Source organism: Methylobacterium phyllostachyos, from assembly GCF_900103445.1.
GTDB lineage: Bacteria > Pseudomonadota > Alphaproteobacteria > Rhizobiales > Beijerinckiaceae > Methylobacterium > Methylobacterium phyllostachyos.
In genome coordinates this window covers 47,827-67,494 of record NZ_FNHS01000019.1, presented here as the reverse complement: position 1 = coordinate 67,494, position 19,668 = coordinate 47,827, and the positions used below count along the sequence as shown (strand labels likewise).

General features: G+C 69.9%; 15 protein-coding genes. 10 read left to right on the top strand and 5 right to left on the bottom strand.

Going from position 1 to position 19,668, the window contains the following annotated elements:
- Nucleotides 1-3 precede the first annotated feature (3 nt).
- From BLQ49_RS24760 to BLQ49_RS24745, 4 genes are read right to left on the bottom strand one after another with little or no spacing between them, the layout of a single operon-like run.
- On the bottom strand, nucleotides 4-975 hold the full coding sequence (locus BLQ49_RS24760) for a DUF1839 family protein (protein ID WP_091721119.1): 972 nt from the start codon (nucleotides 973-975) through the stop codon (nucleotides 4-6).
- A gap of 4 nt (nucleotides 976-979) precedes the next feature.
- Nucleotides 980-1,906, bottom strand: a complete 927-nt coding sequence (locus tag BLQ49_RS24755) for an amino acid--[acyl-carrier-protein] ligase (protein ID WP_091721200.1) — start codon at nucleotides 1,904-1,906, stop codon at nucleotides 980-982.
- 29 nt (nucleotides 1,907-1,935) lie between these two features.
- Nucleotides 1,936-3,099: an acyl-CoA dehydrogenase family protein gene (locus BLQ49_RS24750; protein WP_091721116.1), complete on the bottom strand. Its 1,164-nt coding sequence runs from the start codon at nucleotides 3,097-3,099 to the stop codon at nucleotides 1,936-1,938.
- Nucleotides 3,096-3,350: an acyl carrier protein gene (locus BLQ49_RS24745; RefSeq protein ID WP_091721113.1), complete on the bottom strand. Its 255-nt coding sequence runs from the start codon at nucleotides 3,348-3,350 to the stop codon at nucleotides 3,096-3,098. The genes BLQ49_RS24750 and BLQ49_RS24745 overlap by 4 nt, the downstream gene beginning before the upstream one ends.
- Nucleotides 3,351-3,723: 373 nt before the next feature.
- On the opposite strand from BLQ49_RS24745, the gene BLQ49_RS24740 reads away from it, so the two are divergent.
- The 10 genes from BLQ49_RS24740 (at nucleotide 3,724) to BLQ49_RS24695 (ending at nucleotide 18,782) form a co-directional block, all read left to right on the top strand.
- Nucleotides 3,724-4,812 carry an acyltransferase family protein gene (locus tag BLQ49_RS24740; RefSeq protein WP_091721110.1) on the top strand — a complete coding sequence of 363 codons (1,089 nt, stop codon included), beginning with the start codon at nucleotides 3,724-3,726 and terminating at the stop codon, nucleotides 4,810-4,812.
- A gap of 415 nt (nucleotides 4,813-5,227) precedes the next feature.
- A complete protein-coding gene (locus BLQ49_RS24735; RefSeq protein WP_091721108.1) occupies nucleotides 5,228-6,397 on the top strand; it encodes a glycosyltransferase in 1,170 nt (389 codons plus the stop codon).
- Between the two features lie 11 nt (nucleotides 6,398-6,408).
- Nucleotides 6,409-8,601 carry a GumC family protein gene (locus BLQ49_RS24730; RefSeq protein ID WP_091721105.1) on the top strand — a complete coding sequence of 731 codons (2,193 nt, stop codon included), beginning with the start codon at nucleotides 6,409-6,411 and terminating at the stop codon, nucleotides 8,599-8,601.
- Nucleotides 8,602-8,918: 317 nt separating this feature from the next.
- Nucleotides 8,919-10,025: a glycosyltransferase family 4 protein gene (locus BLQ49_RS24725; protein ID WP_091721102.1), complete on the top strand. Its 1,107-nt coding sequence runs from the start codon at nucleotides 8,919-8,921 to the stop codon at nucleotides 10,023-10,025.
- Nucleotides 10,026-10,068: 43 nt separating this feature from the next.
- Nucleotides 10,069-11,205, top strand: coding sequence for a glycosyltransferase family 4 protein (locus tag BLQ49_RS24720; protein ID WP_091721100.1), 1,137 nt, complete (start codon nucleotides 10,069-10,071; stop codon nucleotides 11,203-11,205).
- On the top strand, nucleotides 11,186-12,433 hold the full coding sequence (locus BLQ49_RS24715) for a glycosyltransferase family 4 protein (RefSeq protein WP_091721097.1): 1,248 nt from the start codon (nucleotides 11,186-11,188) through the stop codon (nucleotides 12,431-12,433). The genes BLQ49_RS24720 and BLQ49_RS24715 overlap by 20 nt, the downstream gene beginning before the upstream one ends.
- A 107-nt stretch (nucleotides 12,434-12,540) precedes the next feature.
- Nucleotides 12,541-13,764, top strand: a complete 1,224-nt coding sequence (locus BLQ49_RS24710; RefSeq protein ID WP_167627781.1) for a glycosyltransferase — start codon at nucleotides 12,541-12,543, stop codon at nucleotides 13,762-13,764.
- Complete coding sequence (locus BLQ49_RS24705) at nucleotides 13,761-15,281, top strand: lipopolysaccharide biosynthesis protein (protein WP_091721092.1); 1,521 nt, start codon at nucleotides 13,761-13,763, stop codon at nucleotides 15,279-15,281. The genes BLQ49_RS24710 and BLQ49_RS24705 overlap by 4 nt, the downstream gene beginning before the upstream one ends.
- A gap of 75 nt (nucleotides 15,282-15,356) precedes the next feature.
- Complete coding sequence (locus BLQ49_RS24700) at nucleotides 15,357-16,598, top strand: O-antigen ligase family protein (RefSeq protein WP_091721089.1); 1,242 nt, start codon at nucleotides 15,357-15,359, stop codon at nucleotides 16,596-16,598.
- 594 nt (nucleotides 16,599-17,192) lie between these two features.
- Nucleotides 17,193-18,782 carry a putative bifunctional diguanylate cyclase/phosphodiesterase gene (locus tag BLQ49_RS24695; protein ID WP_091721198.1) on the top strand — a complete coding sequence of 530 codons (1,590 nt, stop codon included), beginning with the start codon at nucleotides 17,193-17,195 and terminating at the stop codon, nucleotides 18,780-18,782.
- Between the two features lie 239 nt (nucleotides 18,783-19,021).
- Here BLQ49_RS24695 and BLQ49_RS30460 read toward each other — a convergent pair whose 3' ends face one another.
- Complete coding sequence (locus BLQ49_RS30460; RefSeq protein WP_244507756.1) at nucleotides 19,022-19,246, bottom strand: Rossmann-fold NAD(P)-binding domain-containing protein; 225 nt, start codon at nucleotides 19,244-19,246, stop codon at nucleotides 19,022-19,024.
- Between the last annotated feature and the right edge of the window lie 422 nt (nucleotides 19,247-19,668).

Below are 19,668 nucleotides of genomic sequence, written 5' to 3'. Positions count from 1 at the left end.
CCCCTAGCGGCCGAGCGCGCCGTCTAGGCCGGCGAACACCCGTTCGTAGGTCGCCGCCGCCTTGTCGAGGCGCGGGGCCAACCCGTCCGCCTTCCGGCGGTGGAACGCACGGGCGAGCTGGAACTGGAACGCCTTCGCCTCCCGGCTCAGCTCGGCGGCCGCCTCGGCGGCGGGCGCGAAGGCGCCGGCCCCGTTGGCATCGAGCCAGTTCAGGTGGCTCGCCAGCATCTCGAAATTCGCGCCGAGCTGGCGGGTCGTGTTGAACGCGTAGGCGTGGAACACGCTGAGCGGCTGGACCACGAGCCCATCGGCCGTCGCAGCCAGCGCGTCGCGGAAGGCCAGGACCGGGTTGCGTTCCGGCGCCCGGGCGCGATGCTTGGCGAGGAGGTCCAGGGCGACGCCCGGCAGGTCCGAAGCGGGCAGCGGCGCGGCGACCGTCTTCACGAACTCCGCGTAAGGCGGCAGCACCGAGGGGCCAAAGATTCCGGCATAGTCAGCGCCCGAGAGCCGGAAGCGCCCCGCATTGTGCAGGTAGTCGAGCTCCCCGGCCGCTGGATCGAGGGCCAGGATGCCGATCGTGGTCTTGCCGTGCTCGCGCCCGTAGGTTGTGCCATGCGTGTCGGGCAGATGGATCGCGTCGACCTCGACCAGCACCGGCCGGCCCGCCGCCATCTGCATCAGGGCATGTGCTTCGAGGCCCGCGTAGACCGCGAGTTCCAGCACCTCCAGGCCGTAGAGCCGCTCGATGTCGGCGGCCGGCGGCTTGAAGAAGGTGAACTGGTCGCCCTCGAAATCCTGCCGGAGCGTGAAGCCCAGCATCGCCTCGGGCACGAAGCCGCGACCGTGCAGCAGCTCGATCCAGAGATCGACGTAGCAATTGGTCTCCGGCCAGTCCCGCTCCCCGTCATGGAGCGGGTGCGGAACGTAGGGCCCCGCGATCCCGAGCCCCGCGGGCAGGCGCAACGCGGCGGTCATGGGCTCAGCCCCAAAGCGCATCGCGCACGGCCTCGGGCCATGCGGCGAGGTCGAGGCCGTGGTGCTTCAGGAGCGCCAGGGTGATCCGCTCCAGGCCGAAGCCGACGCAGGCCGTGTGGGCGACACTGCCGTCTGCCTGGCGCAGCTCCCAGGTGCTGCCGAAATGGTCCTGGTGGTAATTGAAGCTCAGGCAGGCGGTCGGCTTCTCGACGCTGTTGACCGGCACGTTCAGCTCGAACTTCAGGCCCTGCGCCCGCTGGTTGTTGGCGAGCATCCGGCCGGCGCGGCCGAAGAACGGGTCGTTGGCGACGTCGATGGCGAGCGGCAGGCCGAGGTCGCGCATCATGGCGGTGCCGCGCTCCAGCCAGGATTCGCGGAAGGCCAGGACCTGCTCGGGGCTGCCCATGCGCACGTATTCGCGCATCCGGAACAGCTGCATCCGGGTCGGCTCCAGCGAAGGCTCGCGCCGGAAGCAGTAGGATTGCAGGTCGAACAGGCGGCCCTCGGCGGGCAGCGCCCCGCGAGCGGCGGCCACCGGGTAGAGCGGGTAGCAGGCGGCGGGCGTGAGGACGACGTCGGTCGCCTCCTGCTGGTCGGTCCAGTCGCGGCCTTCCTCGACGCAGGCCAGGATCTCGGCGTGTCCCGCCCCGTCGCCGCAGAAGCTGTGGATGGTGCCGGCGAGGTTCGGAAAACCCTTGAGATAGCCGCTGCGCTCGAAGGCCGGCCGGCTCATGCCGGGCGGGAAGCGCATCACCTCGGCGCCGTCGGCGGCGCCAAGCCGGGAGATCAGCCGGTCGAGGGCTTCGACCACGCTCTCGAAGGCGCCGCTGCGGCCGTAGAGACCGTCGACTCCGGTGCGGATCAGCAGGCCGTGGTCGAACAGCCGGTCGAGGAAGGTCGGGCCGCCCTGCGGCTCCTCGTCGAGGAGCATCTCGGCCTGGGGAGAGGAGATCGAGTCCATCACGCGCTCATGAGCTGGCCGCTGCCCTTCTGCACGAGCAGGAGCTTGGCGGTGTTGGCGAGGATGCGGTCGTTGCCGATCATCAGCGGCGCCGAGAGGACGTCGCGCAGCGGTCGGCCGAGGCTGTAGGGCGTGTCGTTCTTGTAGCCGGAGAGGCCCACGATCGAGAGGGCGCGGCGCACGATGTCGACCGCCATGTCGGAGACGGTGACCTTCAGGTTGTTGAGCATCACGCTGAAGCCGAGCGACCCGATCGTGTCGGCATCCCCATGCGCGTCCTCGTATCGGCGCAAAGCCGCCACGACGGTGCCACGCATGGCCTGATGGGCATTCACGACCTCGGCGAGACGGAGCGCCGTCGGCGGCACCTTGCCGGAGGCGCGGCGCGCCTCGGCCTGCACGAAGGCCCGGGCGCGATCGACCGCGTAGGTGGCGATCCCGTACCACACGCTGCTCCAGAGCAGGTGCGAGGAGGCAAGCATCGACACGGCGGCGATCTCGGCGAAGGGCTTTGGCAGGATCTGCTCGACCGGAATGCCGCTGGCTTCCAGCCGGAAGCCGTCGCTGCAGGTGCCGCGCATGCCGAGCGTGTCCCACTGACTGGTGCGGGCGAGCGAGATCTGATCGACCATGAGCGCGACCAGCACCTGATCGGAGGTCGCGGCCTCCGGGTGGCGGCGGGCGGTGGCGAGGATCAGGTCGGCCTGCGCTCCATAGGAGATCACCGAGGCGTCCTTGCCGAGCGAGAAGGTCTCGCCCTGGGTCTCGACCGCGCAGAGGGAGTTGCGCAGGTCGCCGCCGATGCCCGCCTCGGTGGTCGAGGAGGCGACGAGCAGCTGCTCGCGGGCGATGCGCTCCATCAGCCGGCAGTGCCACGCGCTGTCGAGCCCGTGGGTCACGAGGCTCGCCACCTTGATGTGGTGCATGGCGAAGACCATCGCGGCCGCGCTGCAGGCGTGGCCGAGCGTGCTGCAGACCTCGGCGATCTGAACCAGCCCGGCGCCTTCGCCGCCGAACTGTCCCGGGATCTGAAGGCCCAGAAGGCGCTCGTCCTTCAGGGCGGCGACCGCTTCGGCGGGAAAGCGGCCCTCGCGGTCGACGGCATCGGCGTGGCGTGCCGCCACCGCCGCCGCCCGCTCTGCACGCGCGGCGAGCGTGCTCATGCGGCTTCCGGCCGGACCAGGGTGGACACGGCGTCGCGGATCGCGCGGATCGACGCGAACGATTTGCGGTTCAGGAGTTCGTCGGGGAACTCGACGTTGAAGCGCTCCTCCAGGGCCAGCATCAGTTGCACCGAGCCGAACGAATCGAGGCCCATATCGAACAGGCTGTCGTCGTCCGAGAGCTGATCGACCTTCCCGGCGAAGGCTTCGTTCGAGCCCAGGATCTCGCGGATATCTTGAGCGATGTTCAAGGCGGAACTCCTTAATCCAGTGGTCAGCACTTTATTGATCCCGCCCACAGGGCGTCAAATATTCGAGTGATTAATAGTAAATAACCGAACGCCGGCCGGCGGAGCGACGCCAAGCTTGGCATTGAGCATCCGGACCACACCGGCCAGCCCAGTGTGAACGACACGGCCTTTCCAACGACTTTCCATGGCGTATCAACCCGTGTTTCAGCCTGAACATGTGGACAAGACTGACAGTCGGCACGTCTCGGCCGACGCGAAGCCGCTTATTCAGCAAGAATCCCGAGACTCCGTGACTTGGCCCGGTGGGCTCCGGCATGATGGCGCCGCATCGCCCGGACCGGGCGGGCGATCTCCCGCAGGTAGCCGGCCAGACATGCTCTACAACCTGCAGATCCTGCGCGCCTTGGCGGCCTACCTCGTCTTCCTGACGCATTTCGGCCTCTACGCGGCACCGGTCCTGCCGAGACCGGATGTCCTCGCCTTCGGGGCCGCCGGGGTCGACGTCTTCTTCGTCCTGTCCGGCTTCATCATGTTCGTGAGCACCGGCGGGGGCGGCGAAGGAGTCGGCGCGTTCCTGACGCGGCGGGTCGCCCGGGTCGTTCCGGTCTACTGGCTCGTCACGCTCTGCCTCGCCGTGATGGCATTGGCCGGCCTGAAGCCGATCGGCATCCTGGAGCTGCGCCCGGAATACCTGGTCCAATCACTGCTCTTCCTGCCGTTCTCCCGAGGCGGCTACGTCGAGCCGCTGAATTCCGTCGGCTGGACACTCAACTATGAGATGTTCTTTTACGTGGTGTTCGCCGGGCTGCTGCTGGTGCCGACGCGCGGGCAGCGCGCCCTGGCGGCGGCCGCGATCTTCCTGAGCCTGACGCTCCTGGGCCGCCTGTCGGTCCCCGGCCTGTACTGGGCCTACTACACGAAGCCGATCGTGCTGGAATTCGCCGCTGGCATTGGGCTCGGCTACGCCTATCTGCGCCTCGGCAGCCCGCCCGCGGGCTTCCCGGTCCGCCGGGCGGCGGCCGCGGCGTTCGTGGCGGCCGGGCTACTCGTCCTCGGCGGGCAGGCCGGCGCCTATGCCCTGGACGTGCCGCCGGAGATGACGGGGTTCGTCCGCCCCCTCGTCTGGGGATCGGCCGCCAGCCTTGTCGTCGGCGCGATGCTGCTGCTGGAGCAGGGCGGCATCACCCTGCGCTCGCGCTGGCTGCTCTCCCAGGGCAACGCCAGCTACTCGTTCTACCTGATCCATAACCTGATGCTGCACACGACCTCCAAGGTCGTCGCGCTCCTTCCCGTCGCCGGTTTCCTGCGCGTCGGGCTGATCTTCGTGCTTGCCTTCGCGGCATCGGCCGCCCTCGGGTCGGTCCTGTTCCGCCGCGTCGAGGCCCCGATGAACGCGGCCCTCCGGCGCCGGTTCGACCGCCGCCCGGTCCCCGCGCCGCTGCAGAACGCCTTCAGCCGGTGATCTGACCACGGTTCCATCGCACGGCCGGACGCAGACCCACGGCGGAGCTTCAAGCGGCGACCGAACGCGCAAGCACATGTCTCGCTCCGGACAGATCGGACCCGGCGCTCCTCAGCGTAAGCGATGTCTCGCACGGCCATGCCCGGATCGCCCCGCGGTCAACAACCGTCAGGCGCAGTCCTGAGATGTGATTTCGCCAATAAATTAACCATACCTTAAGATTAAAATTAAGACTGTTATCGATCCGCGAGAGCCGAATAAGCACTATTTGCCTTGGCGCAAAACGTATTCATTCCTTATTTAAAGGCGGTGCTTCATCTACCGTTTGGTGCGTGACCTGCTCACGGTCCCATGGGCGGTCGCCAGGCGAAACGTCTTCTGTTCCGCGATACGGCGCCTCGACAAGGAATCTCGGATGCGGGTCGCAATCGTTCACGACTGGCTCTACGTCGTCGGCGGAGCGGAGCGCGTTCTGGAGCAGCTCCTGCGGATCTATCCGGATGCGGACGTCTTCGCGCTGTTCGACTTCCTGCCGGAGGCCGACCGGGCCCGGATCGGCTATGCGAAGGCCCGGACCAGCTTCCTTCAGAAGATGCCGTTCGCGCGCACGCGGCACCGGGTCTACCTGCCGCTGATGCCGATCGCAATCGAGCAGTTCGACCTGTCGGCCTACGACCTCATTGTCTCCTCAAGCTACGCCGTAGCCAAGGGGGTCCTGACAGGCCCCGACCAGCTCCACGTCTCGTACGTGCATTCCCCAATGCGCTACGCCTGGGATCTCCAGCATACCTACCTGCGCGAGAGCGGCTGTGACACCGGCCTGAAGGGCGTGCTGGCCCGCGTGGTCCTGCACCGGATGCGCCTGTGGGACGTGCGCACGGCCTCGGGCCCGAACGCGATCGCGGCCAACTCCGCCTTCGTGGCCCGCCGGATCCGGAAGGTCTACGGCCGCACCGCCGAGGTGATCCATCCGCCGATCACCCTGTCGAGCCAGCACTATGACGGGCCGCGGGGCAACCACTTCCTCGTGGCGAGCCGGCTCGTCCCCTACAAGAACGTCGAGGCGGTGGTCCGCGCCTTCGCGCTGCTCCCCGACCTTCAGCTCGTCGTGGCCGGCAGCGGCCCGGATGCTGCGCGGCTGCGGGAGATCGCCGGGCCCAACGTGTCGTTCGTGGGCTTCGTCTCCGACGAGGGGTTGCGCCAGCTCATGGCGACCGCCCGCGCCTTCATCTTCGCGGCGGAGGAGGATTTCGGGATCATCGTGGTGGAGGCCTCCGCGGAGGGTACACCGGTCCTCGCCCTCGGCCGCGGCGGCGCACGGGAGACCGTGCAGGTGCGCGGCCCTCAGCGGTCGGGGATGTTCTTCGACAGGCCGGAGCCGGAGCCGATCGCCGACTGCGTGCGCGGCTTCATCCAGCAGGAGCAGAACTTCACCCGTGAGGCGTGCCGGGCGCAGGCGGACCTGTTCTCGGCAGAACTGTTCCGCAAGCGCTTCTCCCGCTTCGTCGATGAGCAGATGGCCCTGCACCGGGCCGCCTGCGAGCCGCGAACGCGCGTCCTGCCGCGCCTGGAAGCTGTGGGCTGAACCCGATGTCCATGTCCCTCATCGCCGTCGATCGGGCCGAGCGCCCGCCGGTCCGCGCCGCCGCGCAGGAGTCGATGCGGGGCAGTCCGCTCGCCGCGCCGCTCGTGCGCCTCTGGCGCCGCCGCGCCCTGTTCGCGACGGTCTTCCTCCTCGTGCTCGGCCTCGCGATCGCCGCGCTGAAGGTCATCCAGCCGCAATACGTGGCGAGCGGCTCGGTGATCGTGGCCGAGGCCGAGCCCGGCGCCCACAACGCCTCCATGGCCTGGATCCAGAAGATCGGCGACCCGGCCGACATCGAGAGCCAGATCCTGGTGATCCGCTCGCCGCGGCTGCTGCGGCTCGCCATCGACGCGGGGCTGACCGGCCCGGTCCTGACCGAATGCCGCTATGCCGCCAGCGGCGGGAAGCCGGAGCCGATCTCCGATAAGAAGGAGGCCGCCTGCCAGAAGCTCGCGACCGACCGCAACGCCTTGGTCGAGTACCTTCAGAAGCGCTACACCGTCATCAGCTCGGGCCGCTCCCGGATCATCACCATCGGCTACCGGTCGCCCCTTCCCGAGACGGCGCAGACGATGGCCAACGCCCTCATCGACGCCTTCCTCGACGATCAGCGCGAAGCCCAGGCCTCCAGCCGCAAGGCGGCCTCCGACTGGCTCCACACCGAGATCAGCCAGCTCGACGCCTCGATCCGCGAGGATGAGACGCGGATCCAGACGTTCCGGCGCCGCCGGGGTCTGCTGAAGGGCACGAATGCACCGATCAGCGCCGAGCGTCTGACCAGCATCAGCCAGCAGCTCGCCGCCGCCGAAGCCGCCAAGGCCGACGCCGCCGCGCGCCTTGGCGAAATCGAGACCAGGGGCTCGCGCGGCGCAGAGACCGCCCCGGCCGTCCTGGCGAGTCCGACCATCGTATCCCTGAAGCAGCAATTGAGCGGCGTCGCCGCGCAGCTCGCAAACCAGGGCACGTCGCTCGGCGCGAACCACCCGGCCATCCGGGCGCTCACCACCGAGCGGGCGAGCCTGCGCGAGCGCATCGACCTGGAGATCCGCAACGTCGCGCAAGGGCTGCGCAAGTCCTACGACGCCTCGAACGCCCTGGCCCAGGCCCTGCGCTCGCAGCTGGAGACCGCCAAGACCGAGGCCGCCGCCGCGATGGACGACGAGGCCTCGATCGAGGGCATGGTCCGCAACGCCGAGATCAAGCGGACCCGCTACGCCGACCTCGTGAAGCGTGCGGGCGAGCTCGAGACCGAACGGCGCATCCTTACCGGATCGACGCGGCTCGTCAGCCTCGCGGAGTTGCCGCAGGAGCCGTTCTCGCCCAAGCCCGTGCCGTTCCTGGCGGGCGGCCTCGTGCTCGCCGGCGTGCTGGCGGCGGCGGCGGCGCTGCTGCGCGACTACACCGACCAGCGGGTCCGGAATCCGGCGCAAGTCATGGCCGGCACCGGCGCGCCGGTCTTCGCCCAGTTGCCATCTCTGGAGGCGCCGGGTCTCGTCGGCCGTCTCTCGGAGCGGCGCCGGGAGTTGACGCTTCCCGAGGCTCTGGAGCGGGCCCGGGTCGATCCGGCGATGCAGACCGTTCTGCGCAACCTGCACGCGCACCTCGTCCTGGCCGGCGGCGGCGAGTCCCGCACCATCCTGGTGACGTCGTCGAAACCCCGGGAGGGTAAGTCGTTCACGGCCTTCGCCCTGGCGGGCGTCGGCACCGCGAGCGGGCGCCGGGTGCTGGTGGTCGAGTGCGACCTGCGCCGGCCGAACTTCGACGCGGCGCTCGGGCTCGGGCGCGGCCCGGGTCTCGCCGGGGTGTTGCGCGGCGAGGTCAGCCCCGCCGAGGCGGTGATCTCGGCCGGCCGCTACGACGTGATCCCGGCCGGGATGCCGACCTCGGAATCGACCGACCTGCTGATGAGCGCACGCATGGCCGACTTCCTGCGCTGGACCCGCCGCTACGACCTCATCCTCCTCGACACGCCGCCGACCAGCCTGCTGATGGATGCGTCCATGCTCGCCCGCCACGCGGACGGCGTGCTGTGCTGCGCCCGCTACGGCCGCTCGCAGCTCTCGGACATCGTCGAGGCGGTCACGAACCTCCGGCAGGCGGGGGGCGTGGTGCTCGGCGTCGCGATGACGATGGTGCGGTCTGGCCGCCAGCCGACCTACGACGCGATCCGCCTCCCCGAGCCGCGCAACGCCGGGGCCGCGTGATGACCGGGGCGCTGTCGGCCGACCGAGGGAAAGCGCGCGTTTCCGTCGGAGATCAACCGCCAGAACGACAGGCCGTCTTCGCCTCCCCTGGCGATCCCGGGCCTGCCCGGAATCCCTTGAGCCTGCGGGGATGGGTCCGGGGTGGGGGTGGCGCGCAAGCCACCGGATCGCGCCATCCTGCACCACCCCCACCCCCCTCCTACAGCGGGGAGGAACGCGCATCGCGATCGGCGGCACGTGACGAGGAGCGATCCGCGATCCGCGCCGTCGGCTCGGAAGATCGACCCCGCGTCCTGTTCGTCTCCCACACCGGGACGATGTCGGGGGCCGAACTCGTCCTGCGCGATGTTGTGCGCCCCTGGCCGGGCTCCACCGCGTACCTGTTCGAGGACGGCAACCTCGCCCAAGCCCTGCGCGACGCGGGTCTGACGATACGCCTCGCCCGGCGCGGGACCGGCCTGTCGGGTCTGCGCCGCGACGGCTCGGTCCTGCGGGCGCTGCCGGTGCTCGGGCAGCTCGCCGGCCTCGCGCTCGGCATCGCCCGTGCGGCGCGCGGCTGCGATCTCGTCTACGCCAACTCGCAGAAGGCCTTCCTGCTCGCGGCGCTCCCCGCCCGTCTGGTCGGGCGCCCCGTCATCTGGCACCTGCACGACATCCTCGACGGCGCCCATTTCGGCCGGACTCAGCGGATCGTGCAGGCGCGACTCGCCAACCTGTGCGCCGCCAAGGTCATTGTTCCCTCGCGGGCCGCCGCGGAGGCTTTCGTGGCGGCCGGCGGACGGCCCGATCGCGTGGCGATCGTGCCGAACGGCCTCGATCTCGACCGCGATCCCCGATCCCCGGCGGAATTGCGGGCGGAGCTCGGGCTGCCGACGGGTCCCCTCGTCGGGGTGTTCAGCCGCCTCGCGCCCTGGAAGGGGCAGGATGTGGTGATCGATGCCCTGGCGGAGGTGCCTGGCCTGCGCTGCATCGTGGTCGGCTCGGCGTTGTTCGGCGAGGATGCCTACGCGGCGGAGCTGCACGCCCGCGCCGCCGCACGCGGCCTGTCGAGCCGTGTGCTGTTCCTCGGTCAGCGCTCCGACGTGCCCCGGCTGATGCAGGCGGTCGATGCGGTGGTGCATCCCTCCGTCGATCCCGAGCCGTTCGGCCGGACGCTCGTTGAGGCGATGCTCGCGGGGATCCCGGTGATCGGCACCGATGCCGGGGCCTCCGCCGAGATCCTCGACGGTGGTGCTGCCGGCACGCTGGTGCCGCCGCGCCGGCCCGATCGCCTGGCCGAGGCCCTGGCCGAACTCGTGGCCGATCCCGGGGCGTTCGCCGCCCGCACCCGTCACGCCCGGGACCGGGCCCTCGCCCTCTATGGCGCGGCCGGCATGCAGGCCGCGCTGGCCAAGCTCATTCACGAGACCGCCGCCCGCGCCTGACCGGCGCCCGTCCTCACCCGCGATCGGAGCTGCCGGAACCGCCATGCCGCGCGTCCTCGTGAACATGCCGAGCCAGTTCGGCGGCCGGCCGTCGGGCGTCGCCCGCGTCGCCTTCCGGGTGATCGCCGGGCTGGTTGAGCGGGGCACCTTCGCGGTCGTGCTGCGCTCGCCCTGGACCCGCGACCAGCTCCCGCCCGCGATCCGCGACCGGATCGAGGTCGTGACCGTGCCACGCCCGCGCATCATGCTGCTCGACGTGCTGCGGCAGGCCTTTGCCGTCCCACGGCTGTGTCGGGCCCTCGACATCGACGTGGTGCTCAACGCCGACCCCTACGGTGCGGCTTTCGGGGGCCGCACCAGGGTCAGCGTCGTCCACGACCTCTACTTCCGTACGCTGCCCGGCCGACATCGCTCCCGCGAGGCCCTGACCACCGATCCGATCTTCCGCCTCGTCCTGGCAAACAGCGCCCGCGTCATCGCCGTTTCCGAGGCGACCCGCAGCGACCTCGGCCGCCACTACCCGTTCCTCCGGGATCGGAGCCACACCGTCCCCTCGGCGGCGATGCTCGATCCTTCAGCCTGCGATCCGGCGTCCGATGCGCCGGCTTGGGAGTTCGTGCTGGCCGTCGGGAACGCCATGTACAACAAGAACTTCGGCACCTTGGCGCGGGCCGTGGCAGCGCTCGGGCGCCCGGAGGTCGGCATCGTCCATGTGGGCGAGGATCCCGACGAGGCGATCGCTACGGCCCTCGACGGCGCCCCGGTGCGGTTGCTCCGCCTCTCCCGGATCGGCGAGGGCCGGCTCGCGGCCCTCTATCGCGACGCCCTGTGCCTGTGCGTGCCGTCCTTCGCGGAGGGGTTCTGCCTCCCGGTTCTGGAGGCGCAGGCCCTGGGCTGCCCGGTGGTCTGCTCGGACCGGTCCGCGACCCCCGAGATCGCGGGCGCGGGCGCGCTGACCTTCGATCCAAGCGATGCGCAGGCGCTCACCGCCTGCCTAAGGCGCCTCCTCGACGAGCCGGGCCTGCGCGCGGCGCTGATCGCCCGCGGACACGACAATGCCCGCCTCTACGACTGGGCCGAGACCGCCCGCCGCTACGAAGCTCTGATGCTCGACGCGCTCCGGGATGCCGCACGCGGAAAGCCCGCCCGGGAGGTGCCGCATGCGCATCCTGCACCTTAGCTCGCTCTATCCGCCCGAGCAGGTCGGCGGTGCCGAGCTGATGGTCGAGACGCTGGCCCGCACGCAGGCGGGCCTCGGCCAATCCGTCGCCGTGGCCTGCGCGGCCCGGGAGGATGCGGGGCGCGCCGTTCAGGACGGCGTCACCGTCTACCGAACGCGGTACGCGACGCCGTTCCACATCCTCGACTGGCCGGAGCGCGGGCGCCTTGAGCGGATGCGCTACAAGCTCGCGACCCAGTGGAATCCGCAGATTCTCACCCGGATGGCGGCGGCGGTGCGCGACTTTGCGCCGGACGTCGTGAACACGCACTCGATCTCTGAGCTTACGCCGACGCTCTGGCCCATGCTGGCAAAGCTGGGCGTGCCGGTTGTGCACACGCTGCACGACTTCACAAGCCTTTGCACCAACGGCGCGATGGCGCGGGACGGCAAGGCCTGCGCCGGCCAGCATCTGAAATGCCGGCTCTACGCGGAGCCGCATCGGCGCTGCCAGCGCGCCGTGTCGGCCGTCACCGCGGTGGGATCGGATATCCTCGATCGGCACCTCGCCACGGGCTTCTTCGCCTCGGTGCCGCCATCCCTGCGCCGGGTGATCTGGAACCCGATCCCCTCGGGCGCCCCCGCGATGCGGCGGCTCCGAGCCCCGGGATCGCCGGTGACCTTCGGCTATCTCGGGCGCATCGAGCCATCCAAGGGCGCCGATACGCTCCTCGCGGCCTGCCGGATGCTGCCGCAGCAGGGCTGGCGGCTCACCGTCGCCGGCCGGGCCGTGGATGGGCTCGACCGTTACCACGCCATGGCCGCGGGGCTGCCGGTTTCCTTCGCGGGCTTTGCCGAGCGGGACGCCTTCCTCGACGGCATCGACTGCCTCGTCGTCCCGCCGATCTGGCCCGAGCCCTTCGGCCGCACCGTGGCGGAAGCCTATGGCCGCGGCGTCCCGGTGATCGGGACAGCCACCGGTGGCATCGGCGAGCAGATCGGACCCGGCCCCTGGCTGGTGCCACCGGGGGATGCCGCAGCACTCGCCTCCGCCATGGCTCGGATCGTCGCCGAACCGGGCCACCTCGCGGACGGGCTCGAACGCGCCGCCGCCATCCGCGCCGGGACCGACCCCGCCGCCGTGGCGAAGGCCTACCTCGACCTCTACGCGGCGACCCGCGACGCCGCCCGCCTCGAACCGCTCCCCGCGCAAGCGGAGCGCCCGCAGCTCAGCGAGTGCCGCCTATGATCACCCCGTCCCTGCCCCAGAGCTACGCCCGGGCCCTGCCGGAGACCGCGGCCGCCCCCCGCGAGCGCCCCCCGAATGCCGCTGCCCTGCGCGCGACGACCGGCCCCCTGCGGATCCTCCATCTCAGCGCCCTCTATCCGCCCTACATCGTAGGCGGCGCCGAGCGTTCGGTGGAGCATCTCGCCGAGGAGCTGGTCGCGGCGGGCCATACGGTGGCGGCGGCCTGCATCGCCCGGGAGCCCGAGCCGAAGACCGTGCGCGGCGGCGTCACCGTCTACCGCATGGCGCACCACAACGATTTCTGGCTGGAGGACTGGCCCAAGGCGAGCCGGTTCGGCCGCGCCTGGGCCAAACTCAAGCAGCAGTGGAATTTCGCCATCGCGGCCGAGTTCGGCCGGGTGCTCGACGACTTCAAGCCCGACCTCGTCAACACCCATTCGCTGCTCGACGTCTCGACCCTGGTCTGGCGCGAAGCCGCCAAGCGCGGCATCCCGATCGTCCACACGGTCTGCGAGTACGACCTGATCTGCGGCAACGCCGCCATGTTCAAGGACGGCAAGCCCTGCGAGCGCTGGCACCTCGGCTGCAAGGTGGTCAATGCCGGCAAGCAGATCACCAATCGGTCAGTCGATGCGGTCGTCAGCGTCGGCACCGAGATCCTGAAGACCCATGTCGACCACGGCCTGTTCACGCATCTTGCGCTGGAACGCCGCCGGGTGATCTTCTACTCCTGCACCGTCCCGGAGGGTGACCCGGAGGCGCGCCGCCGGATCGACCGGACCGGCAAGCCGATAACCTTCGGCTATCTCGGCCGGATCAACACCGAGAAGGGCGTTGGCACCATGATCGACGCCTTCCGGCGGATCGGCCCCGGTGACTGGCGCTGCCTCGTCGCCGGCCACGCGATGGACGACTCGATCGAGCGCTTCAAGGCGCAGGCCGAGGGTCTGCCGATCGAGTTCGTCGGCTGGGCCAAGCCCGCCGACTTCCTGAGCGACATCGACGTGCTGATCGTCCCGTCCTTCTGGGCCGAGCCCTCGCCGCGGACGATCTACGAGGCCTACACGATGGGCGTGCCGGTGATCGGCGCGGCCTCGGGCGGGATCCCCGAGCTGATCGGCGAGGACAACGCCGACTGGCTGTTCACCCCGGGCGACGACGCCGACCTCGCCGCGCGCCTGACGACCGTCCTGGCCCGCGGCCGGGGCGACCTGCCGGACGAGCGCAGCTTCCAGCACGTGATCCGGGAATCCACCTCGGAGCGCGTCGCGGAGAAATATCTCGACCTCTATGCCGAGCTCGTGGCCGAGCGTCGGGCGGCCCGGTCGTGACCGCCGGAACGCCGACACTCACAGAAGCCGCCGCGGCCGCCGACGCCTCCGACATCCTTCCGGGCTCGTCCGGCGCGGAGGTGACCGGCCGGTCCTTCGCGGCGGCCCGCTGGGTGGCGCTCGCCTCCGTGGGCAACGTCGTGCTGAGCTTCGGCGTTTTTCTCGTGCTCGCCCGGCTCATCGCCCCGGCCGAGTTCGGGATGGTGGCGATCGCCGCCGTCTTCATCGACATCCTGCAGATCGTGGCCCGCTGCGGCCTGCCGGACGCGGTGGTGCAGCGGGCCGACCTCGACGAGTATTTCGCCGCCACCGCCTTCTGGGTGATGCTCGGCACGGGCGTTCTCTGCACGGTGGCGCTGGCGGCCTCGGCCGGCCCGATCGCCTGGATCTTCGATCTGCCGGAGCTGCGCCCGGTCCTGTGCGCCCTCTCGCTCTGCTTCGTCATCACGGCGGCCGGGGCGATTCACGAGGCCCGGCTCCAGCGCAGCTTCGGCTTCCGCAAGCTCGCCCTGCGGGCCTTCGGCGCCAACCTCGTCGGCGGGGCTGTCGCCCTGGCGATGGCCTATGCCGGCTACGGCGTCTGGAGCCTCGTGGTGCAGCGCCTCGTCGCCGCCACCGCTACGACGCTGCTGACCTGGGCGGCCTCCCGGTGGATGCCGGCACGCCGGCTCGACCTCGCCGCCGCGCGGGCGCAGATCGCCTTCGGCTCGCGGGTGTTCTGCACCTACCTCCTGCTCGTGCTCTCCATCCGGAGCCAGGAGGTCATCGCCGCCTATTTCCTGTCGGCCGCCGATATCGGCTACCTGCGCCTCGCGTGGCGCTGCATCGACCTCGTCAGTCAGGTGGCGGTGATTCCGCTTACCACCGTCGGCCTCACCACCTACGCCCGCCTGCAGGACCAGCCGGCGGAGTTGGCGAGCGCCTTCCACGACTTCACGCAGGCCTCGACCTTCGTGGCGGTGCCGGCCTTCTTCGGTATGGCGGCTGTCGCGCCGACCCTGATCCCGTTCCTATTCGGCGACCAATGGCATGAGGCAGCGCCGGTGCTGCGGATCCTGGCGCTCCTGGCGCCCGAATTCGTGGCGACCTCGATGTTGTGGATGATCTTCACGGCCCTCGGTCGCAACGGCATCGCTCTCAAGCTGGCGGGCGCCCAGTTCGGCCTCGGCGCCGTGGCGGCCTTCGTGACCGCGCCGTTCGGTCTCGCGGCGCTCGCTGCCGGGCACGTGGCACGAGCTTACGTGTTCACCCCGGTGATCGTCACGGCGGTGGGACGGTTCGTCCCCGTGGGCAACCGGCAGCTCGCCCGGTCGCTCCTGCCGGTCACGGCCTGCGCCGCCGCGATGGCAGGCCTCGTGCTGCTGGTCCAGAATCCGATCCACGCAATCCTCGGCGACCGGGTCGGCCTGTTCGCCGCTGTCGGCGTGGGCATCCTGGCTTATGCCGGGCTCGCCCAGTTCTTCATGCGGGACGCGGTCCGCACCGCTCTGGGCTACTTCCTGCGCCGGACCGGCTGACCTCCACCCTCTGCCAACCTTTAGGCGCCATGATGCCCCGCGCGGGTCGGCGCAGGCTTCGGACGGATCGGGACCATGGCGGGACAGGCGGCGCCGATCACGACACGTGCCCCGGCGGTCTCCGTTGGGACCGAGCGCGCGGCGGTCTTCCTGCTCGGGGCCGCCCTGCAGCTCAACGTGCTGACATCGAGCTTCGGACTGCCGTTCCAGCGCCTGTCCGACCTCCTGCCGTTCCTGCTCATTCCCTGGCTGGGGATGCGCCGGGCCGTCATCGCGGAGGCCCTGCGCAGCATCGCGCCGCTCGGCGCGGTCTTGGCTCTCGTGGGGATCTCCATGGTCCTGAAGGCGCACAAGCAGGCGGGCGACGTCTACCTGACGCTCGTCCTGCTGCTCTACGTCGTACAGGCCTTCATCCTGCTGGTCCTGTTCCGGGATCACCGCGTCGAGGACGCCTTCTGCGCCGGCCTGCTCGCCGGGCTGCTGGCTTCCCTGGGAGTCCTGCTGCTCGCCTCGTCGGGCGTTGCCCTGGAGCGCTTCGGGCTCGCCGTGCCGACCGACGGCCTCGATGAGGAGTTGAAGCTGTTCGTCGAGGACAAGCAGGGCGGCCTGTGGGCCTCCGGCAACGAGACCGGCCACGTCTTCGCGCTGGGCGGCGTCGCCGCCTTGATGCTGAGCCTGCGCTATCGGCTCAAGGCGATCTACCTCGTCTACGTCGTCGCCCTGCTGGCGAGCTTCCCGCTGACCAACAACCGGGCCGGTCTATTCATGCCGCTCATGGTCTTCGCGCTGCTGATGCGCCGCAACCTGCGGGCCTCCATGGTGCTGGGCGTGCTGGGTGTCCTGGGGCTGCTCCTGGTCGCGTGGTCGCTGACCGGGGAGATCCCGCTGCCCAACACCCTGGCGCAGGCGATCGAGCGGCGCTTCGCGGATGACCACAACGTATCCGAGAATTTCGACGAGCGGTTCCTTTCCGGGATCACGGCCCTGCGCCTCGTCGTCGCCTATCCGTTCGGCGTCGGCGAGGTCGCCCGCCGGGAGGAACTGAAGGCGCTGACAGGCCTCGTGACACCCCATAACGGCTTCGTTTCGCTCGCGCTCCAGAACGGCATCGCCGTAGCCTTGCTGCTGATCGCCGGGCTTGTGCGGATCCTGTCGGCCCCGGGGCGGTTCGGCCCGTTCCTGACCTACAGCGCCCTGTTCCTCATCCCGTCGATGATGTTCGAAGAACTCTCCGTCAACCAGTACTTCCTGTTCTTCATGGCGTTCATCCTGGCCTCGCTCGCGCAGTCGCCCGATCCGCCGCCGGAGACCGCGTAGGCCGGCTGATGGACCGGCCCGGATACTGCCCCCACGGGGCGGGTTCCGCGCCGGTGGCACGGCGGGAGAACCGGGCAAGCCATGCCGCCGCACCGGACTCCGGAAAACCGGCCCCTCGACTGCCTGAGCGTCGACGTTGGCTCCAGAGCAGCCTGACCGGTGCGCTCCATGCGCTCTCCTGAGCGCAACTCGGCGCTGTTCGGACGCGCCGCGCGCGCGGTCAATGCCGCTTGGTCCCAGGCGGCTGGATGGCGATGAGCCACAACGTGCCCGTCTTCGCATGACGGTGGCCGACCGCTTTCTTAACCCCAGCCGAGGCCAGCTCGGCGCCCGCGGGCGCGGCGCGATACGGACCTGGACCGGTGACCGATCGTGACGTGATCAGCCACCGGTCGTGGCAGCGCACAACGGGCTCGGATCGGCCCAAGGCGACGAACCTTGCCACGCGGAAGTGTTGCCGGAGCCCCGGTCAGGTCGAACCCGATGAAATTAGCAACCAAGATTGATTAGAAGACACAAGTTAGCGCGCTTAGGATTTACTGCCTTTTAGCAATTTGTATGCTTCACTTCAGCGTCAAGAAGTGGACGAACAATATGCCGAGCGAGACGTCGAACGCCTGGGGTCGGGGCGAGCTGTACGAGACGCTCTGCCTCCTCGTCATCGGCGCGGGGATCTGGTTCGTGGGCGTCACCCTCGGGACCTTCGACTCCCTCAGCGGCTTCGTGTCGGCCTACGGGCTGAACGACATGCTGATGCTGGCAGCCTGCATGGGAGTCGCCCTGTGCGGCGCGGTGGTCCGCAAATCGATCCTTTTGCGCCGCTTGATGCTGGAGCGCGACGCGGCGGCCGCCCAGGCCGAGGCCATCGCCCGGCACGACGGCCTGACGGGCCTCGCCAACCGGCGCCGGTTCATCGACGCCGTCGCGCGGGCGCATGCCGCGGTGGGGACCGAGCCGCCCTCCGCGGTCCTCCTGATCGACCTCGACCGGTTCAAGCCGGTCAACGACCTCTACAGCCACGCGGCCGGCAACGCGGTCCTCTGTGCCGTGGCCGAACGCCTGCATCAGCTCCTGCCGCATGGCGGCGTGGCGGCCCGGCTCGGTGGGGATGAGTTCGCCATGCTGGTCCCGGTCGAGCACGGCAGCGAGGGCCTGACGCGCCTCGCCCAGGCGGTGATCGCCGCCATTTCCGAGCCGGTCTCGTGGAACCAGAACGACCTCAAGGTCGGCGCGACGGTCGGCGTCGCCGTCGTGGCCGCGGACCACGCGGATTCGGACGCGGTCCTGCATGCGGCGGACCTCGCCATGTACCAGGGCAAGAAGGACGGGCGCGGCAATTACCGCTTCTTCCGCAGCGCCATGGACGAGGAACTGCGCGCCCGGGCCCGGACCGAATCGGAGCTGCGGGACGCGATCGAGACGGGGGCGATCGAGCCGTTCTATCAACCGGTCGTCTCGCTGCCCGACAAGGATATCGTGGGCGTCGAGGTGCTGGCGCGCTGGCGTCACCCGGTGCGCGGCCTGATCGGGCCGGGGGAATTCATCCCGGTGGCTGAGGAGACCGGGATGATCGCCGATCTCAGTTACAACTTGATCCGGCGCGCCTGCCTCGATGCCCGGGCCTGGCCGTCCCACCTGATCCTGGCGGTCAACATCGCGCCCCACCAGTTTCAGGATGCCTGGCTGGCTCAGCGCATCCTGGCGATCCTCACCGAGACCGGCTTCCCGCCCCAGCGTCTCGAGGTCGAGATCACCGAGAGCGCGCTGATTCAGGATCTGGAGGCGACGCGGGCGACGCTCCTGTCGCTGCGGGAACTCGGCGTGCGCATCGCGCTCGACGATTTCGGCACCGGCTATTCGAGCCTCTACCACCTGCGCGAGTTGAAGTTCGACAAGTTGAAGATCGATCGGAGCTACGTCGACGCGATCACGATGAGCGACGAGCGCGCCAAGCTGGTCGATGCGATCATCAAGCTCGGCACCAGCCTCGGCCTGACCACGACGGCCGAGGGCATCGAGACCGATGCGAGCCTCGACTGGCTGTCGGACCAGGGCTGCCATTTCGGCCAGGGCTACCTGTTCGGGCGCGCGATGCCGAAATCGGAGATGGACGACATCCTGTGCCCGGCCAACGAGGCATCGTACGTGCCGCCCCGGACCGAGGAACTGGCGCGGGCGTCCTGATCCCGCGCGCGACCGCCACGCGATCGGGCGCGGGCCCGGCTCCGAAACCGTCACCGGTTCAGCGACCCCCACCGCTGACCGCGATCGCCTCACGGATCACCCATCGCGCCGCGGCGGAGGCCAGGAACGCCATCACCCCGGCGATGTCGTCCGCCCACCGGCGCGGCCGGGCGGCGTCTGCGCGACCAGTCCGGCCTCCATCTCCGAGCCGGTGACACCCGCAGCATGGGTGCCCTCGGTCACCACCGAACCGGCGCTGACAACGTCGACCCGGATCTTGCACGGAGCCAGCTTTCGATGAGGACACCCGCGATCGCGTTCACGGCGCCCTTCGCCCCGGCGTAGACCGTCGACGGCGGCCCGTTGACGCTCGCGACGACTGTCGAGTTGTGAACGATGTTTCCGCCTTCACAGAAATGCTTCGCCGCCGCCCGCGTCACCAGCGGGTCGCCCAACCCGTTGATGTCGAAAAGGCGGCGGGACTGTTCGTCCGTGACGTCCGCGATCGCGGCCCATACGTAGACGCCGGACTGGCTTCTTCGCCAAACTCTCGCGTGCAGGCTGCGTCGAGGCCCACTCGGCTGTCACCGCGTCGGGGGCGACGGGGTCATTCTGAGATCGTCGTTCTCCAGCCTCAACCGGTGCGAACGCCATGGGATCGCGATGCGCAACCACGCGCGGATCGCCGAGGTGCAGGCGCGGTTTTCCGCCGACTCGCTGCGATCATGGACGCCTACGCGCCTTCCCTGGGCAAAGAGACGCCGCCGTTCCAGGGCTGTTCCCCAAGGCGTTGCGAGCGGGCGCGACTTCGAGCCTTCGTTTCGATGCGCTCCCTTGCGCCGAGACGGGGTCCATGTCGGCTGCGAGCGCAAACCCGCCAAAGGCA

Coding starts and splice junctions, on each gene's coding strand:
- BLQ49_RS24760 (WP_091721119.1), bottom strand. CDS start 975: ATGACCGCCGCGTTGCGCCTGCCCGCGGGGCTCGGGATCGCGGGGCCC.
- BLQ49_RS24755 (WP_091721200.1), bottom strand. CDS start 1,906: ATGCTCCTCGACGAGGAGCCGCAGGGCGGCCCGACCTTCCTCGACCGG.
- BLQ49_RS24750 (WP_091721116.1), bottom strand. CDS start 3,099: ATGAGCACGCTCGCCGCGCGTGCAGAGCGGGCGGCGGCGGTGGCGGCA.
- BLQ49_RS24740 (WP_091721110.1), top strand. CDS start 3,724: ATGCTCTACAACCTGCAGATCCTGCGCGCCTTGGCGGCCTACCTCGTC.
- BLQ49_RS24735 (WP_091721108.1), top strand. CDS start 5,228: ATGCGGGTCGCAATCGTTCACGACTGGCTCTACGTCGTCGGCGGAGCG.
- BLQ49_RS24730 (WP_091721105.1), top strand. CDS start 6,409: ATGTCCCTCATCGCCGTCGATCGGGCCGAGCGCCCGCCGGTCCGCGCC.
- BLQ49_RS24725 (WP_091721102.1), top strand. CDS start 8,919: ATGTCGGGGGCCGAACTCGTCCTGCGCGATGTTGTGCGCCCCTGGCCG.
- BLQ49_RS24720 (WP_091721100.1), top strand. CDS start 10,069: ATGCCGCGCGTCCTCGTGAACATGCCGAGCCAGTTCGGCGGCCGGCCG.
- BLQ49_RS24715 (WP_091721097.1), top strand. CDS start 11,186: ATGCGCATCCTGCACCTTAGCTCGCTCTATCCGCCCGAGCAGGTCGGC.
- BLQ49_RS24700 (WP_091721089.1), top strand. CDS start 15,357: ATGGCGGGACAGGCGGCGCCGATCACGACACGTGCCCCGGCGGTCTCC.
- BLQ49_RS24695 (WP_091721198.1), top strand. CDS start 17,193: ATGCCGAGCGAGACGTCGAACGCCTGGGGTCGGGGCGAGCTGTACGAG.